Consider the following 15,793-nt stretch of genomic DNA (forward strand, 5'->3'; position numbering starts at 1 on the left):
TATAATCACTTTAGTTCTTTATCAGACTAAAGTGCGAGGTGGGAAAATGAAAAATCTAACTTTACACACTCCAGAGGGAGTAAGAGACATCTATAACAGTGAATATGAGCAGCGTTTAGATGTTCTTTACAATTTAAGAAAGTGTTTTAAGGGCTCAGGTTACATGCCTATTTCCACACCTACTTTTGAATATTTCGATACTTTTTCAAAAGAGGTGGGTTCTTGCAAATCAAATGAAATGTTCAAGTTTTTTGACAGAGATGGAAATACTTTAGTCTTGAGACCTGACATTACACCTTCAGTTGCTAGAGCTGCAGCAATGTACTTTTCAGACACAGATGAAGCAGTAAAGCTTTCTTATGAGGGCAATGTATTTATTAATTATCATAGCCTTCAGGGACGCCTTAAAGAAAGCACCCAGGCAGGTTGTGAGTTTATAGGTGACAGCTCAGCTACAGCTGATGCAGAGATTCTTACAATCGTTGTTAATGCATTAAAAAATGTTGGACTAAAAGAATTTGAAATCGGTGTAGGTCATATAGATGTTGTAAGAGGATTGATTGATGCTGCAAATCTATCAGAGGCCAAAGAGGAGAATCTGATTAATCTTATATCAAATAAAAATTTCTTCGGTGCAAAGGAGCTTCTTGAACAGGAAGAAGTAAGTAAGGGCCTGATTGATTTATTTGATATTACAGGCAAAATTATGAACTCACCTAAAGAGTGGGCGCCATATATGGAAAAAGCTAAAAAATACAAAAAAGTATATGATGCTTTGGAATACCTTACTAAGCTATACGAATTACTTAATAAAAACGGAGTTATGGAATATATATCATTTGAGCTTGGTATGATTTCAGAGTACAAGTATTATACAGGAATCATCTTTACAGGATATTCTTATGGTGTTGGCGAACCGCTTGTAAAGGGAGGCAGATATGATTCGCTACTTTCACACTTTGGAAAGGATTCACCAGCTATTGGATTTGCTATAACAGTTGACCAGTTAATGTTAGCACTTAGGAGAAGGTAATGAGTGAAGATAGATATTTAACATTTGCCCTTGGAAAAGGGCGATTAGCTAAAAAAACACTTGAGCTTTTCGAGAGTATTGGAATCACTTGCGAAGAAATGAAGGATCCTGATACCAGAAAGCTGATTTTTACAAACGAGGAATTAAAGCTTAGATTCTTCCTTGCCAAGGGGCCAGATGTTCCAACATACGTTGAATATGGTGCTGCGGATATAGGTGTTGTTGGAGAGGATACAATTCTTGAGGAAAACAGAAACATCTATGAGGTTTTAGATCTTGGCTTTGGAAAATGCCGTATGTGTGTGTGCGGACCTGCTGAAGCAGCAGAGCTTTTGAAACATCATGAGCTCATCAGGGTTGCCAGCAAGTACCCTCGAATAGCCAAGAATTATTTCTATAACCAAAAGAATCAGACAGTTGAAATCATTAAGCTTAATGGCTCTATTGAGCTTGCGCCTATTGTAGGTTTATCTGAGGTTATAGTTGATATTGTTGAGACCGGTTCTACACTTAGAGAAAACGGCCTTGTTGTTTTAGAGGAAGTATGTCCTTTATCTGCAAGAATGGTTGTTAATCAGGTTTCAATGAAGATGGAAAATGAAAGAATTACAGACCTTATTGAAAGGTTGAAGGGAGCTCTTGAAAATGAAAAAGCTTAAGCTTACAAAAGATACAATTGATAATATTTTAGAGTCACTTCTTAAGCGAAGCCCAAGCCAATATACTGAGTATGAAAGTACCGTAAACGATATCGTAAATACGGTAAGAGAAAAAGGCGACGAGGCAGTATTCGCATATACGAAGAAATTCGATGGAGCAGATATAAATGCTTCTAATATAGTCGTTACTAAAGAAGAGATAGAAGAGGCTTACACTAAGGTGCCTTCTGAGTTGATAGAGGTCATTAGAAAGGCACTCGTTAATATCGAACGCTATCATGCAAAGCAAAAGCAAAATAGCTGGTTTACATCTGAAGAAGGAATTATTCTTGGACAGAAGGTGACACCTCTTGCTAAGGTTGGCGTGTATGTTCCAGGTGGCAAGGCAGTGTATCCTTCCTCTGTACTTATGAATGTAATGCCGGCAAAGGTTGCCGGGGTTCCAGAAATCTACATGACAACCCCATGCGACAAAGAGGGTAAAGTTAACCCTGGCACACTTGTAGCTGCAAATGAGGCAGGCGTTGATGTTATTTATAAATGCGGTGGTGCACAGGCCATAGCAGCTCTTGCTTTTGGTACAGAAAGTATTGCTAAGGTTGATAAGATCGTAGGCCCAGGAAATATTTTTGTAGCCCTTGCAAAGAAGGCTGTATTTGGATATGTTTCTATTGATTCTATTGCAGGACCATCTGAGATACTTGTTCTTGCAGATGAGACAGCAAATCCAACATATGTTGCTGCAGATTTATTATCACAGGCAGAACATGATGAGCTTGCATCTGCAATTCTTGTCACTACATCAGCAAAGCTTGCAGATGAAGTTGAAAGTGAGATTGAAAGATTCGTAAAGATTCTTTCAAGAAAGGATATTATTCAAAAGTCCCTTGATAATTTTGGATATTTGCTTATCGCAGATGACAAAAAGGACGCTATCGATTGCGTAAACGCTATAGCATCTGAGCATCTTGAAGTGGTTACAGCAAATCCATTTGAGGACATGACATATATCAAAAACGCTGGTGCAATTTTCTTGGGGCAGTATTCTTCCGAGCCTCTTGGAGATTATTTTGCTGGTCCAAATCATGTCCTTCCTACAAACGGTACAGCTAGATTTTTCTCAGCTCTTTCAGTGGATGATTTCATCAAAAAATCTAGCATTATTTCTTACTCGAAAGAAGCGCTAAAAGCTGTTTATCCAGACATTGTAAAATTTGCAAATAACGAGCAACTTACAGCTCATGCAAATTCAATTAAAGTGAGATTTGAAGATATATAATCTGCTTTAAATATTACTTTATTTTGGGTATAATAGTTTTGGTTGAAATATTAAAAATTTGGGGTGAATTATGTCTGATGAACGCAGAGCTCGTATAGCTAGAAAAACAAAAGAAACAGATATTACAATTGACTTTTCATTAGATGGGGTAGGTAATTGTAATGTAAATTCTGGTATAGGTTTTTTTGATCACATGTTAGATGCTTTTACGCGTCACGGACTGTTTGATATGACAGCTGAAATCAAGGGGGATTTACAGGTAGATTGTCATCATACCATCGAAGACACAGGCATTGTGCTTGGTAATGCTATTAAAAAGGCATGCGGCAGCAAGCGTGGAATCAAGCGATATGGTAGTTGCATTCTTCCTATGGACGAGACATTGGTTATGGTTGCTATCGATCTTTCAGGTAGGCCATATTTTTCCTTTGAAGCAGATTTTCCAACCGAGAAAATCGGTTACATGGATACAGAAATGGTAAAGGAATTTTTCTATGCAATTTCTTATTCTGCAGCGATGAATTTACATATTAAGGTACTCACTCCTGGTAATTCTCATCATATGGCAGAGGCTATGTTTAAAGCTTTTGCAAAGGCATTAGATGAGGCTACCGTCATAGACCCTCGCATAAAGGATGCCATGACCACGAAGGGTACTATCTAGATATTTAAGGAGCATAATTATGGAACACAAGAATATGGTTGCCACTATCTATATTAAGGATGGTATGGCAGTTAAGAGTCCTACAGAACTTGATAAAAAGAAGGACGTTTTAGAACTTGCATCAGTTTATGATGATAGTGGAATTGATAAAATCATTTGCTATGATTTATCAACTGATGATGATGAGCACGAAAAGAATATTTTAGCCATTCGCGAAATCAATAGAAATGTTCAGGTTAAAACAGCAGGTGGCGGAAATATCAAGCGATTAGAAGATGTTAAAAAGCTTCTTTACGCAGGATGCGTTGAAGTTATTTTAAATGGTTCAAAACCAGAGACAATCGATCTTATCAAAGAGGCATCAGCTCGTTTTGGTGCTAATAAAATGCTTGTCAGTCTTGCGACAGTTGATTTCCTTTTTAAGACAAAGGATTTCTTACAAGATAATGTTCACGAGCTTCTCATTATGAACACAACACTTTTAGAGGGTCTCGAGAACATCACCAACATCCCTTACATTGTTCAAGTGGATGATTATGATTTTGATTATGTTTTAAAGCTTCTCAAATCAGATCAGATTCGTGGTATTTCTGGTACTTTTATCAATGACACCAAATCTGATGTTATGCAGATTAAGAGCGAATTATCTGATGCCGGAATAAAGATGGACAACTTCGAACCAAAGCTTACATGGGCGGATTTAAAGCCTAATTCAGATGGATTAGTTCCTGCTGTTGTTCAGGATTTCCAGACAGGCGAAGTCCTTATGGTTGCCTATATGAATGAGGATTCTCTCAACGCCACAATCCGCACAGGCAAGATGACTTACTTCTCACGCTCAAGACAGTCACTTTGGGTCAAGGGCGAGACAAGTGGACACTATCAGTACGTTAAGTCATTGACGGCTGACTGTGATTTTGATACTATTTTGGCGAAAGTTTCTCAAGTTGGAGTTGCATGTCACACTGGCGCACCTAGCTGCTTCTTCAACGAGATTGTTAAAAAGGAGTATGTTGAGCGTAATCCGCTTAAAGTCTTTGAGGATGTTTATGCTGTCATCATGGACAGAAAGGAACATCCAAAGGAAGGTTCTTACACCAATTATTTGTTTGATAAGGGCCTTGATAAAATTCTCAAGAAGGTTGGCGAAGAGGCTACTGAAATTGTCATCGCGGCCAAGAATCCTGATGCTGAGGAGACCAAATACGAAATCTCTGATTTCTTATATCACTTAATGGTTCTTATGGCTGAAAAGGGAGTTACTTGGGAAGATATCACTTCGGAGTTAGCTCAGAGATAATTTATATGAAAAGACTTGCTTTACCTGACGATATTTTGATGCAGATTGATAAGCCTGCTCGCTATATCGGCAACGAATTTAATAGCGTGAAAAAGAATCCAGCTGACGTAGACATCAGATTTGCTATGTGCTTTCCTGATGTTTACGAAGTTGGTATGTCACACCTTGGAATAGCTATTCTTTACGATATGCTAAACCGTAGGGAAGACACATATTGTGAAAGGGTATATTCGCCTTGGCCAGATTTACATAATCTGATGAAGGAAAGGAATATACCTCTTTTTGCGTTGGAATCTCAAGATCCAATTAAGGGATTTGATTTCATTGGTATGACACTTCAGTACGAGATGTGCTATACAAATATTTTACAGATTCTTGATTTGGCTGGCGTTGCTCTTTTATCTAGAGATAGAGAAAATGATGATCCAATCGTTATCGTAGGTGGCCCTTGTGCTACCAATCCAGAGCCAATAGCAGATTTTATTGATTTAGCTTATGTTGGCGAGGGTGAGACTAGCTACGGTGCACTTCTTGATTTATACAAAGAGTGTAAGGCCGCTGGCTTTAATAGAGCTGAGTTTTTACACAAAGCTAGTCACATTCCAGGAATATACGTACCTAGTCTATATCAGGTTACATATAAAGAATCTGACGGTACCATCGAAAGCTTTAAGCCTATTTATGATGATGTGCCTTCAACTGTTGTAAGACAGGTAGTAAAGGATTTGGATTCATCACCTTATCCTACCAAAATGCTTATACCTTTTGTCCGTGCAATTCAGGATAGAGTTGTTTTGGAAATTCAGCGCGGATGTATCCGTGGATGTAGATTCTGTCAGGCTGGCATGATTTATAGACCAAATAGAGAAAAGTCTGTAGAGGTACTAAAAGCTCAAGCGAAAGAGCTTTTAGCTTCAACAGGTCACGAGGAAATCAGTCTTAGTTCCCTTTCATCAAGTGATTACCATGCACTTGGCGAGCTTATGGATTTCCTTATTGATGATTGTTTATCAGAAGGTGTTAATGTATCATTACCGTCTTTACGAATTGATGCTTTCTCACTTGATGTTATGAGCAAGGTGCAGGATGTTAGAAAATCAAGTGTTACCTTTGCTCCAGAAGCAGGCTCTCAGAGAATGCGTAACGTCATTAATAAAGGTCTTACTGTTGAAGATATCATTGGCGGTGCAACAATGGCATTCAAAGGTGGATGGAATAAAGTTAAGTTCTATTTCATGCTTGGCTTGCCATCTGAGACTGACGAAGATATGAAGGCTATTCCACGCCTTGCAAATGACGTAGCGGCTGCATATTACGAGACTGTTCCAAAGGAGCAGCGTCAGGGTAGATGTCAGATTACCATTTCTACATCATTCTTCGTGCCAAAGCCATTTACACCATTCCAGTGGGCTCCAATGTACGAAGCAGGAGAATATTTGCGCCGAGCCAAGGTTGTTAATGACGAGATGAAAGCTCAGCTCAATCAAAAGTCTCTTAAATACAATTGGCATCATTCAGATGTAACTGTACTTGAAGGTGTTTTTGCTCGTGGTGACAGACGTCTTTGCCCAGCGATTTTAGATGCATATAATAGCGGATGTTTCTTTGATGCCTGGGGTGAGTACTTTGATTTTGATAAGTGGCTTGCTGCATTTGAAAAGAACAATATCTCTATTGATTTTTATGCTTACAGACAGCGTGACTTGGATGAAATTTTCCCATGGGATTTCATTGATTGTCATGTAACAAAAGATTTCTTAAAACGTGAATGGAATAACGCTATGAACGCAAAGGTTACTCCTAACTGTAAAATGGGCTGCAGTGGTTGTGGCTCTGCAAGAATCGGATCGGGGGTATGTCACAATGCGCGTTAGAGTTAGATTTGAAAAAACAGGAATAATGAGATATGTTGGCCATTTGGATTTAATGCGTTTCTTCCAAAAGGCTGTAAAAAGAGCTGGTCTTCCTATCAGATATTCTGAAGGCTTTAATCCACATCAGATTATGTCTTTTGCTGCGCCACTTGGCGTAGGTCTTACATCTTCTGGAGAGTACATGGACATTGATATAAAAGAAGAGGTGGCTTCTGCATCAGGAATTGAAGCATTAAATGTAAATATGGTTGAAGGGCTTGCTATTACAAGCTTCAAATACCTGCCAGATACGGCGGAAAAATGTATGAGTGCTGTTACAGCAGCCAGCTATACAGTGACATATAAGGACTCTAAGGATGATGTCTGCTATATTGAAAATATTAAAGACCTCAAGGAAAAATTCTTTGACGAGGCAGCAAGCATCAATATTGTCAAGAAGACAAAAAAAGGTGAAAGAGAGCTTGATTTAAAGCCTTTGATTTACAGGTTTAACTTGGAGGTAAAGGAAGGCGTTCCTGTTTATGATTTACTTTTATCATCAGGAAGTACCGACAATATCAAACCAGAGCTTGTGATAAAGGCTTTTCATGAATTCTTAGGATTGCCAGAGTTTGATGAGCTTTCACTTGATATCCACAGAACAGATATGTATACAGGAGAACCTGATAACTTTGTTTCTTTGGGAGACATAGGAGATGAGCGTTAAAAAGATATTTTGAATCCGTTATGGTTGTTTTTTGATGTAAAAGTAATTAAAATTTAATTAGAAGTAATTAATAATTCAAAGGAGACAAAATATATGATGTATCCTTATATTACAATGGCTGATGGAACAGAAATTGTTCATTCGCAAATAATACATGAAGACAATATTGAAAAAGTGATTGTTCATTTTGAAAGACCAACTAATGATGGGTTCAATACTGCGAGATGTGAATTGCCTACATATAAGTGGCTAATAAAAGAAGGATATTCCGAAGAAGAAATTGAGTTTTTTGAGCAATTTTTAAAGTCCAATGCTCATCTTTTATATAAATATGCCGCAAATGGAGGTATTCATATTGCCTAGTATTTTTACAGTTAGTGGATATAAAGTTTATTTTTGGTCAAATGAAAATAATGAACCTATCCATGTACATGTTTCTAAGGGACAACCCTCTATTAATGGTACTAAAATATGGTTAACTAGTAAGGGTGGATGTATCCTTGCAAGTAATGGAAGTAATATTCCTAAAAAAGAATTAAATGAATTAATGGAAATTATTTCTGTGCAGTTTTTTATTATATGTGATGCATGGAAAAAGCATTTTGTAACTGATGAAATTAAATTCTTTTGCTGATATGAAAATACAAAAAATAATAATTACAAAAGGTGAATATTTAGATAAGGAGCTTCGGCTCCTTGTTTCTTTTGATGAGAAAGATAACGTTGTAGATATTGTTAATCTGGATGTTTCAAAAGTTGGTGAGATTCATGAAGCTACTGTAGAAAAAGTTCTAAACGATATAGAAGCATGCATTGTAAAGCTGGATTCAGGGGATAAAGGATTTATTGAAAATAGAAAGCTTAAGCCGGATTGTTTTTTAGTAAGACATTCTGAAAAAAAGCTAGTATGTCAGGCTGATAAGTTTTATGTTCAGATATCTCAGGATAGAAAAGGTGTGAAGCCATATTCCTGCAACTTTATTTGCTCTTTAGATGATTGCCCCAATAATTATGGTTTCGTTAATTACTATTTGGAGCATATCGTTAACGGTGAATGTGAAATAATTTCAGATTTGTCTGAGATTTTTAAGAAGAACTTAAATGTTCGATTTTATGAAGATGAAGAGATAACTTTATGGAACCTGTATGGCCTAAATGCAATATTAGATAAAGCGTTATCTAAAGTAGTTCACTTGAAATCAGGAGCCAATATAGTCATCGAACCTACAGAAGCACTTACTGTAATAGATGTTAATACATCTAAAAGCTATGGCAAGTCAAATGCTATGAATACTAATATTGAGGCTTTATCTGAAATCTCAAAGCAAGTGAGACTTCGTTCTATTTCAGGTATAATAATTATTGATTTATTAAAGGTGTCTAAGAAAGAAGAGGCTGAGCTTATGGAATTAGCTAAGCATATATTTTCTTATGATTATTCACAAATAACCATTCATGGTTTTACAAATCTAGGTTTGTTAGAAATCACAAGAAGCAGAGTTTTTGCACCTTTGCTTCAGGGTATAAAGGGAGCTTAATGATGAAAAGTAATATAAAGCAAAGAATCGTAATCATTATTTTTGCGATTATGGTTGGTGTAGGCGTACCTGAGCTGATGACTAATTATTTTGGTGAGGGTGTCAAGGCAGATGATAAGGGGCTAGCCCAAGAGGAGAGCAATTTGGAAGCTGTTAAATTTATCAGAACTGTAGATGGCGATACAATTATTGTTGAGGATGCCTCAGGCAATCAGCAGCGTGTTCGCATGATCGGCATTGATACTCCTGAGTCTGTTGCCAAAGAAGAAGAGCGCAATAACGAGTATGGTGTGATGGCATCAGACTATACTAAGCAATTATTTTCTGAAACAGACACAGTCTACCTGGAGTATGATATTGATGATGATGACCAGTATGATAGAACTTTGGCATATATCTGGCTTCAGGATGTGGAAGATACATTTGACGAGACTAATATAGAAAAATATATGGTAAATGCCATAATAGTAAAAGATGGTTACGGTGTTGCTAAAAGATACGAGCCAACTGTAGCCCATGATGACACGCTTCAAAAGCTTATGAATGAAGCTAGAGATGATAATACAGGGCTATGGCAGTATCAAGGCTTTAAGGATCTTTGGTAAGCACAATTTAAACATAATAGCGTGATATAATGTAGCATGATTTTGGTATCTAATGTTTCATTTTCAGAAAGGAAAAATCCTACAAGGGATAGGCTTAGATTATGGAATTAAACGATATTATACATGTTGTTGAAGAAAAGGCTAAGTTGATAGCTGATGAGGAAATTGTCAAATATAACAAATCTTTTCCAGAAGTAAATCTTACTGATGAAGCAAGAGAAGCAGTCAGAGTAAGGGCATTATCACAGCTTACGTTGCAGCTTAGTAAGTTCCACTTCAGAGAAGGGACAGAGCTTTCGGAGCAGTTCAATACCTGGTTTGCTGAAAATGAAGAAGAGGATTTGCGAAGGACTTGCAAACACTGTCTTGATGATGAAGTAAAAAAGATACGAGACGCAACAGGTAAGAATCTTAGCTCTCTTGATGCTTATCTAAAGAAGCATTTAGGGGATGCTCATACTATAGAATAATTTTAAGAATTTTCTTTTTATTTTGCATTGACGTAGTGAAAAACCTATGTTAATATACTTGAGTATGCCGCTCAGTGTGGTTTTTTAAGTGTGTTTCATTCCGAAACACCACCGAAACTGGCGAGTAATGATAAAAAGGAGGAGCAACCATGTACGCAATTATTGCAACAGGTGGTAAGCAGTACAAAGTTTCTGAAGGCGATATCATTACCATTGAAAAGCTTGGTGTAGAAGCTGGTGAGAAGGTTACTTTTGATCAGGTTCTTGCTGTTAGCGACAAGGATCTCAAGGTTGGCGACCCAACAGTTAAGGGTGCTACAGTAGAGGCTTCTGTTGTTAAAGAAGGCAGAGGTAAGAAGGTAATCGTTTACAAGTACAAGAGAAAAACAGGTTACCACAAGAAGAATGGCCACAGACAGGCTTTCACTCAGGTTAAGATTGAGAAGATTAACGGCTAATTATGGTTTCCGTTATTATTACTAAGCAGGGAACAGAGTACAAGCAGATTTCATTAGATGGTCATGCTGGTGATGTTGAGGCTGGACAAAATATTGTCTGCGCCGCAGTTTCAGTTTTAGCTATCAACACTTTTAATAGCATTGAACGATTTACCAATGATGCTTTTACAGTTGATGCTGCTGAAGATGGAGGTCATTTACTCATGGCTTTTCCAGAACAGCTTTCTGATAAATCTAAGCTTTTATTAGATTCTTTGTTACTCGGTTTAGACGAAATTCAAAAACAATACGGTGATGAATACATTTCATTACAATACAAGGAGGTGTAAGACATGTTACAGATGAACCTTCAGTTCTTCGCTCATAAAAAGGGTGTAGGCTCTACAAAGAACGGTAGAGATTCAGAGTCTAAGAGATTAGGCGCAAAAAGAGCAGACGGTCAGTTCGTTAAGGCTGGCAATATTCTTTACAGACAGCGTGGTACAAAGATTCTTCCAGGCAACAATGTAGGTCTCGGTGGAGACGATACACTTTTTGCTTTAGTTGATGGAGTACTTCGTTTCGAAAGAAAAGGTAGAGACAAGAAGCAGGCTTCTGTCTATCCAGTAGAACAGTAATTGATTGACCCGACTACGCGTATTACGTAAGTCGGGTCGTTTTTTTAGTAACAACGTAGTTAATCATAATAGCTGATTTTAGCTGTTTGAGAGGAGTTCTGTAGCTAACAATCTCTAATTGTTTTCAAGCGAAGTTTTCTATACTGAGCGGAAAACTATTAGGATTGTGAGTGTAACAGAACGGTCTTTTTAATAGCGCGGATAAATCGGCGGATTAGGAGTTTTTATGTCATTTGCTGATAGAGCAAAAATTATTATTAAGTCAGGTAAAGGTGGCGATGGCCACGTTAGTTTCAGACGCGAAAAATATGTTCCAAATGGTGGCCCAAATGGTGGCGACGGCGGAAAAGGCGGAGATGTAATCTTTGAGGTAGATCCAGGTCTTAACACATTGACAGATTACCGTCATAGACGTAAGTTTGCTGCAGAAAACGGTCAGGAAGGTGGAAAGGATAATTGCCATGGTAAGAATGGTGAGGATCTCATCCTTAAAGTACCAGAAGGCACAGTTATAAAGGATGCCGAAAGCGGAAAAGTTATTGCTGATATGTCAGGCGATAATAAACGTCAGGTGGTACTTCCAGGAGGTAAAGGCGGCCTTGGTAATCAGCATTTTGCTACATCTACCATGCAGGCACCTAAGTATGCAAAGCCAGGTGTAGATGCAATCGAACTTGAGGTTCTTTTGGAGCTTAAGGTTATTGCTGATGTAGGTCTTGTTGGATATCCAAATGTAGGAAAATCTACATTCCTTTCACGTGTAACTAATGCGTCTCCTAAAATTGGAAATTATCATTTTACAACACTTAGCCCAAATCTTGGTGTTGTTGATGTTGATGATATAAATGGATTTGTTATAGCAGATATCCCAGGTCTTATTGAAGGCGCTTCAGAGGGAATCGGCTTAGGACACGAGTTTTTAAGACATATCGAGCGTACAAAGGTCATCATTCACATGGTTGATGGCGCTTCAGTAGAAGGTCGTGATCCTATTGCGGATATTAAGACTATTTCTGCAGAGCTTGCTGCATACGATGAGAAGCTTCTTGATAAGCCTCAGGTTATCGCAGCAAACAAGATGGATGTTATTGGACAGGAAGGCAATGAGGTTTTAGATGCCCTTAAAGCAGAGTTTGAGCCAAAGGGAATCAAAGTATTTGCAATTTCTGCAGTAAGTGGACAGGGAATCAAAGAACTTCTTTATGAAGTAGTCCGTTTGCTTGATACTTGCGATGATGCTCCAATTGTCTACGAGCAGGAGTTTGATCCTACAATCAGAGCATTTGATGATGAGCCATACACTGTTGAAATCAACGATGAAGGTGATTTCGTTGTTGAAGGTCCTCGTATCGAAAAGATGCTTGGCTACACTAATCTTGAATCTGAAAAAGGATTTATGTTCTTCCAGAATTTCCTTAAAGTTCAGGGTATTCTTAAAGCTCTTGAAGAAAAGGGAATTCAAGAAGGTGATACTGTTAGAATGTACGGTTTAGTATTTGATTATTACAAGTAAGAGGTAGAAAAATGACTAATAAACAAAGAGCTTATTTATCATCTCTAGCAGCCGATATTACCCCTATTTTACAGATCGGTAAGGCAAGTCTTACACCAGAGCATACACAGGCTGTAGATGAGGCGCTTGAGGCTAGAGAGCTTATTAAAATAAATGTACTTAAGAATTGCTTTGACGATCCTCGCGAGATGGCTCAGATTCTTGCAGAGCGTACTCATTCAGAGGTTGTTAGAGTTATCGGAAAGAAGATTATTCTTTACAGAGCTTCAAAGAAGCCTGTTATTAAATTACCTAATTAATAGGAGCTTGAAATGGCTAGAATTGGTGTTTACGGCGGCACCTTCAATCCCATCCACAATACTCACATTGAGATTGCTAAGGCAGCCCTTGTTCAGTTTGATTTAGATATTGTGTATTTTCTTGTGGCAGGCGCTCCACCACATAAGGACACTGCGGACAAAATCTCTGATATTAATCGACTCGAGATGGTTCGCCTTGCCCTTAAGGGGGAAGATTGCCTTGCTTTAGATGATCGCGAAATTTATCGCGCAGGCAAAAGCTATTCATATATTACTTTTACTGAGTATAATAAGGAGCATCCTGATGATGAAATTTTCTTTATCATGGGTAGCGATAGCCTAATCAATTTCAAAAATTGGGTTAAACCCGATATTATTTCTGAATTCGCGACTGTTTTAGTGGCACCACGTTTGGGTGACGATTTCGAAAGTCTTGAGAAAGCCATTCACGAATGTAAGAATATGTTTGTTGGAGATTTTATGCTCATTGATTATAAAGCAAATGGCTTGTCATCATCAGAAATCAGAAAGTCCTTTTACAAGGATTTAAGCATAAAGGGATACGTAAAACCAAATGTAGCTGAATATATTATAGAGCATAATTTATACAGCGATTATTCCTATACAAATGCCGATATTGTGCGTTTGGATAATGAAATGAAAAAGGAGCTTAAGCCTAGCAGATACGTACACACTCTTGGTGTTGCATCCACAGCTTATGATCTTGCAATCAAATGGAATTATCCTGCTGTTACTGCACAGGTTGCCGGAATGCTTCATGATTGTGCTAAATGTATATCAGATGAAAAGCGAATCAGCGTCTGCGAAAAGAACAATATTACGATTACAGACATTGAGCGAAAATATCCTCATTTGCTTCATGGAAAGGTTGGCGCTCATTATTGTAAAAGCAAATATGATGTTTTTGACGAGCAGATTGCTCATGCGATTGCTGTTCACACCACTGGTTGTCCTAACATGAATCTTTTAGATAAGATTATATTTGTTGCGGATTATATTGAACCTGGCCGTGATAAGCAGCCTCGTTTAGATGTTATTAGATATACAGCATTTAATGATTTAGATTTATGCGTTTATCTGATTTTAGAGGATTCGGTTAATTATTTAAATTCAAATCCTGATATGGTTGATCCAACAACAATAGAAACGTTCGAATATTATAAAAAGTATATGGAAGAGAGGTAGAACATGGAATCTAGAGAGATGGCAAAGTTAGTTTGCAAAGCCCTTGATGATAAAAAGGCTATAGATGTAAAGGCTATAGATATTTCAGAGGTTAGCGTTATGGCTGATTTCTTTATTGTAGCTTCAGCTTCAAACCAGAGCCAGATGAATGCTATGCAGGATGAGGTAGATAGAGTACTTTATGAGCAGGGTATTCATGCAAAATCAATCGAAGGAAATAGAGCAAGCACATGGGTGCTTATGGACTATGAAGATGTTATCGTTCACTTATTCTCAGAGGAAGATAGATTATTCTATGATCTTGAGAGAATCTGGAAAGATGGAATCATTATAGATGCGAAAGATCTTTAAAAAAACGACCCCAATTTTGGGGTCGTTTTTCGTTAGAAGAAACGGAACACACCGAATACTTTACCAAGGATTACACAATTCTCAACAATGATTGGATCCATAGTGTCGTTTTCAGGCTGAAGACGAATGTGACCATCTTCTTTATAGAATGTCTTAACTGTAGCGCTATCATCCACAAGTGCTACAACCATATCACCATTTTTGGCTGTATCCTGCTGCTGAACTATAATAGTGTCACCATCAAGAATACCTGCATTAATCATAGATTCACCCTTTACTCTGAGCATGAATGTCTGCTGATTAGGCATATGCTCGGCAGGGATAGGGAAGTATTCATCAATGTTTTGAACGGCAAGAAGAGGCTGGCCAGCTGCTACTTTACCAACAACAGGAACATTAACAACTTCTCTACGAACTAAATTGAAATTATCATCGACGATTTCGATGGCACGTGGCTTAGAAGGGTCACGCTTTATATAACCATTTTTCTCAAGTGTCTCAAGATGAGAGTGTACTGAGGATGTGGATTTAAGATTACAAGCATCGCAGAGCTCTCTAACTGTAGGAGGGTATCCTTTGTTTAGTATTTCTGTCTTTATAACTTCAAGAATTTCACGCTGCTTTGCAGAAATTTTTCCATAAGCCATAGGGAAAAGCTCCTTTCCATTTATTTTCTATTTATACCTTAGCATACGGAACATATTTTTGCAAACACATTTTCCGAAATTTTGTTCGAAAAATGTGTTGACAAAACGAACGTTCGGATTTATATTAATACCAGAACAAAGGTTCCGAACATCTTTTTGGAGGTGAATAATATGAGAAAGAACACTAAGGCATATCAGATTATTAGAATTAGAAAAATTATGTTAGTTATTATTATAGCGTTCACTGTATTTATGAGTGTTTCTCTTTTTTCAAATAAGGCTGACGCTGAAACAAATAGGGAAGTATATACATATTACACTAGCTATGAGATACAGCCTGGTGACACTCTATGGACTATAGCAGATCAGTTTATGGGGCCAGATTTCACCGACAAAGAAGATTTTATTGATAATATTAAATCCATAAATCATCTTGGAACAGATGATATTACAGCTGGAAAACATCTTGTTATTGAATACACTTCCTTTGAAGAATTATAAACCAATCATAATTAGAATTGCTTGCAATTAAATCAAATGTAATATAATATTTATATCAAGAAATATTACGAGG

Annotated in this window: 21 protein-coding genes; 20 read left to right on the forward strand and 1 reads right to left on the reverse strand. The window is 37.5% G+C overall.

All coding sequences use genetic code 11. The annotated features are described in order from the left end of the window. Positions 1 to 46: 46 nt before the first annotated feature. The 19 genes from hisZ (at position 47) to rsfS (ending at position 14,572) form a co-directional block, all read left to right on the forward strand. On the forward strand, positions 47 to 1,033 hold the full coding sequence (gene hisZ, locus T498_RS15890) for an ATP phosphoribosyltransferase regulatory subunit (RefSeq protein WP_036978655.1): 987 nt from the start codon (positions 47 to 49) through the stop codon (positions 1,031 to 1,033). Next, a complete protein-coding gene (gene hisG, locus T498_RS0113480) occupies positions 1,033 to 1,692 on the forward strand; it encodes an ATP phosphoribosyltransferase (protein ID WP_028236381.1) in 660 nt (219 codons plus the stop codon). The genes hisZ and hisG overlap by 1 nt, the downstream gene beginning before the upstream one ends. Beyond that, positions 1,679 to 2,971, forward strand: a complete 1,293-nt coding sequence (gene hisD / locus T498_RS0113485; RefSeq protein ID WP_028236382.1) for a histidinol dehydrogenase — start codon at positions 1,679 to 1,681, stop codon at positions 2,969 to 2,971. Before hisG ends, hisD begins: the two co-directional genes overlap by 14 nt. Positions 2,972 to 3,041: 70 nt before the next feature. Further along, positions 3,042 to 3,635, forward strand: a complete 594-nt coding sequence (hisB, locus tag T498_RS0113490; protein ID WP_028236383.1) for an imidazoleglycerol-phosphate dehydratase HisB — start codon at positions 3,042 to 3,044, stop codon at positions 3,633 to 3,635. A 19-nt stretch (positions 3,636 to 3,654) separates the two neighbouring features. Then, the gene (hisIE, locus tag T498_RS0113495) at positions 3,655 to 4,935 is read left to right on the forward strand and encodes a bifunctional phosphoribosyl-AMP cyclohydrolase/phosphoribosyl-ATP diphosphatase HisIE (RefSeq protein WP_051524827.1); all 1,281 of its coding nucleotides are present in this window, start codon (positions 3,655 to 3,657) and stop codon (positions 4,933 to 4,935) included. Positions 4,936 to 4,940: 5 nt separating this feature from the next. After that, positions 4,941 to 6,809 (forward strand): TIGR03960 family B12-binding radical SAM protein, encoded by a 1,869-nt coding sequence (locus T498_RS0113500; RefSeq protein ID WP_028236385.1) that lies wholly within the window; start codon positions 4,941 to 4,943, stop codon positions 6,807 to 6,809. Continuing rightward, positions 6,799 to 7,515, forward strand: a complete 717-nt coding sequence (locus T498_RS0113505) for a TIGR03936 family radical SAM-associated protein (protein WP_028236386.1) — start codon at positions 6,799 to 6,801, stop codon at positions 7,513 to 7,515. Before T498_RS0113500 ends, T498_RS0113505 begins: the two co-directional genes overlap by 11 nt. A 93-nt stretch (positions 7,516 to 7,608) precedes the next feature. After that, complete coding sequence (locus tag T498_RS0113510) at positions 7,609 to 7,878, forward strand: hypothetical protein (RefSeq protein ID WP_028236387.1); 270 nt, start codon at positions 7,609 to 7,611, stop codon at positions 7,876 to 7,878. Next, positions 7,871 to 8,149 carry a DUF4160 domain-containing protein gene (locus tag T498_RS0113515; protein ID WP_028236388.1) on the forward strand — a complete coding sequence of 93 codons (279 nt, stop codon included), beginning with the start codon at positions 7,871 to 7,873 and terminating at the stop codon, positions 8,147 to 8,149. Before T498_RS0113510 ends, T498_RS0113515 begins: the two co-directional genes overlap by 8 nt. After that, positions 8,127 to 9,053 carry a ribonuclease E/G gene (locus T498_RS16400; RefSeq protein ID WP_028236389.1) on the forward strand — a complete coding sequence of 309 codons (927 nt, stop codon included), beginning with the start codon at positions 8,127 to 8,129 and terminating at the stop codon, positions 9,051 to 9,053. The genes T498_RS0113515 and T498_RS16400 overlap by 23 nt, the downstream gene beginning before the upstream one ends. 2 nt (positions 9,054 to 9,055) lie before the next feature. Next, positions 9,056 to 9,658 carry a thermonuclease family protein gene (locus T498_RS15900; RefSeq protein ID WP_051524829.1) on the forward strand — a complete coding sequence of 201 codons (603 nt, stop codon included), beginning with the start codon at positions 9,056 to 9,058 and terminating at the stop codon, positions 9,656 to 9,658. Positions 9,659 to 9,759: 101 nt separating this feature from the next. Then, positions 9,760 to 10,128 carry a hypothetical protein gene (locus tag T498_RS0113530; RefSeq protein ID WP_028236390.1) on the forward strand — a complete coding sequence of 123 codons (369 nt, stop codon included), beginning with the start codon at positions 9,760 to 9,762 and terminating at the stop codon, positions 10,126 to 10,128. Between the two features lie 149 nt (positions 10,129 to 10,277). Continuing rightward, entirely contained in the window at positions 10,278 to 10,586 is a 309-nt protein-coding gene (gene rplU, locus T498_RS0113535) for a 50S ribosomal protein L21 (protein WP_028236391.1), read from the forward strand. A gap of 2 nt (positions 10,587 to 10,588) precedes the next feature. After that, positions 10,589 to 10,915, forward strand: coding sequence for a ribosomal-processing cysteine protease Prp (locus T498_RS0113540; RefSeq protein WP_028236392.1), 327 nt, complete (start codon positions 10,589 to 10,591; stop codon positions 10,913 to 10,915). A gap of 3 nt (positions 10,916 to 10,918) precedes the next feature. Then, a complete protein-coding gene (gene rpmA / locus T498_RS0113545; RefSeq protein WP_015549701.1) occupies positions 10,919 to 11,203 on the forward strand; it encodes a 50S ribosomal protein L27 in 285 nt (94 codons plus the stop codon). A 226-nt stretch (positions 11,204 to 11,429) separates the two neighbouring features. Further along, entirely contained in the window at positions 11,430 to 12,716 is a 1,287-nt protein-coding gene (obgE, locus tag T498_RS0113550) for a GTPase ObgE (RefSeq protein WP_036978601.1), read from the forward strand. A gap of 11 nt (positions 12,717 to 12,727) precedes the next feature. After that, complete coding sequence (locus T498_RS0113555; RefSeq protein WP_028236394.1) at positions 12,728 to 13,015, forward strand: YhbY family RNA-binding protein; 288 nt, start codon at positions 12,728 to 12,730, stop codon at positions 13,013 to 13,015. Between the two features lie 12 nt (positions 13,016 to 13,027). Further along, a complete protein-coding gene (gene nadD / locus T498_RS16630; protein ID WP_081779774.1) occupies positions 13,028 to 14,221 on the forward strand; it encodes a nicotinate (nicotinamide) nucleotide adenylyltransferase in 1,194 nt (397 codons plus the stop codon). 3 nt (positions 14,222 to 14,224) lie between these two features. Then, on the forward strand, positions 14,225 to 14,572 hold the full coding sequence (rsfS, locus tag T498_RS0113565; protein WP_028236396.1) for a ribosome silencing factor: 348 nt from the start codon (positions 14,225 to 14,227) through the stop codon (positions 14,570 to 14,572). Positions 14,573 to 14,604: 32 nt separating this feature from the next. Here rsfS and lexA read toward each other — a convergent pair whose 3' ends face one another. Further along, complete coding sequence (gene lexA / locus T498_RS0113570; RefSeq protein WP_028236397.1) at positions 14,605 to 15,219, reverse strand: transcriptional repressor LexA; 615 nt, start codon at positions 15,217 to 15,219, stop codon at positions 14,605 to 14,607. Between the two features lie 171 nt (positions 15,220 to 15,390). On the opposite strand from lexA, the gene T498_RS0113575 reads away from it, so the two are divergent. Beyond that, complete coding sequence (locus T498_RS0113575) at positions 15,391 to 15,720, forward strand: LysM peptidoglycan-binding domain-containing protein (RefSeq protein ID WP_051524831.1); 330 nt, start codon at positions 15,391 to 15,393, stop codon at positions 15,718 to 15,720. Positions 15,721 to 15,793 lie beyond the last annotated feature (73 nt).

It is taken from the genome of Pseudobutyrivibrio sp. MD2005 (assembly GCF_000621865.1).
Taxonomy (GTDB): Bacteria; Bacillota; Clostridia; order Lachnospirales; family Lachnospiraceae; genus Pseudobutyrivibrio.

Excerpts from the sequence above, each read along its gene's own strand:
- hisZ (WP_036978655.1), top strand. The coding sequence starts at position 47 with ATGAAAAATCTAACTTTACACACTCCAGAGGGAGTAAGAGACATCTAT.
- hisG (WP_028236381.1), top strand. The coding sequence starts at position 1,033 with ATGAGTGAAGATAGATATTTAACATTTGCCCTTGGAAAAGGGCGATTA.
- hisD (WP_028236382.1), top strand. The coding sequence starts at position 1,679 with ATGAAAAAGCTTAAGCTTACAAAAGATACAATTGATAATATTTTAGAG.
- hisB (WP_028236383.1), top strand. The coding sequence starts at position 3,042 with ATGTCTGATGAACGCAGAGCTCGTATAGCTAGAAAAACAAAAGAAACA.
- hisIE (WP_051524827.1), top strand. The coding sequence starts at position 3,655 with ATGGAACACAAGAATATGGTTGCCACTATCTATATTAAGGATGGTATG.
- T498_RS0113500 (WP_028236385.1), top strand. The coding sequence starts at position 4,941 with ATGAAAAGACTTGCTTTACCTGACGATATTTTGATGCAGATTGATAAG.
- T498_RS0113505 (WP_028236386.1), top strand. The coding sequence starts at position 6,799 with ATGCGCGTTAGAGTTAGATTTGAAAAAACAGGAATAATGAGATATGTT.
- T498_RS0113510 (WP_028236387.1), top strand. The coding sequence starts at position 7,609 with ATGATGTATCCTTATATTACAATGGCTGATGGAACAGAAATTGTTCAT.
- T498_RS16400 (WP_028236389.1), top strand. The coding sequence starts at position 8,127 with ATGAAATTAAATTCTTTTGCTGATATGAAAATACAAAAAATAATAATT.
- T498_RS15900 (WP_051524829.1), top strand. The coding sequence starts at position 9,056 with ATGAAAAGTAATATAAAGCAAAGAATCGTAATCATTATTTTTGCGATT.
- T498_RS0113530 (WP_028236390.1), top strand. The coding sequence starts at position 9,760 with ATGGAATTAAACGATATTATACATGTTGTTGAAGAAAAGGCTAAGTTG.
- rplU (WP_028236391.1), top strand. The coding sequence starts at position 10,278 with ATGTACGCAATTATTGCAACAGGTGGTAAGCAGTACAAAGTTTCTGAA.
- T498_RS0113540 (WP_028236392.1), top strand. The coding sequence starts at position 10,589 with ATGGTTTCCGTTATTATTACTAAGCAGGGAACAGAGTACAAGCAGATT.
- rpmA (WP_015549701.1), top strand. The coding sequence starts at position 10,919 with ATGTTACAGATGAACCTTCAGTTCTTCGCTCATAAAAAGGGTGTAGGC.
- obgE (WP_036978601.1), top strand. The coding sequence starts at position 11,430 with ATGTCATTTGCTGATAGAGCAAAAATTATTATTAAGTCAGGTAAAGGT.
- T498_RS0113555 (WP_028236394.1), top strand. The coding sequence starts at position 12,728 with ATGACTAATAAACAAAGAGCTTATTTATCATCTCTAGCAGCCGATATT.
- nadD (WP_081779774.1), top strand. The coding sequence starts at position 13,028 with ATGGCTAGAATTGGTGTTTACGGCGGCACCTTCAATCCCATCCACAAT.
- rsfS (WP_028236396.1), top strand. The coding sequence starts at position 14,225 with ATGGAATCTAGAGAGATGGCAAAGTTAGTTTGCAAAGCCCTTGATGAT.
- lexA (WP_028236397.1), bottom strand. The coding sequence starts at position 15,219 with ATGGCTTATGGAAAAATTTCTGCAAAGCAGCGTGAAATTCTTGAAGTT.
- T498_RS0113575 (WP_051524831.1), top strand. The coding sequence starts at position 15,391 with ATGAGAAAGAACACTAAGGCATATCAGATTATTAGAATTAGAAAAATT.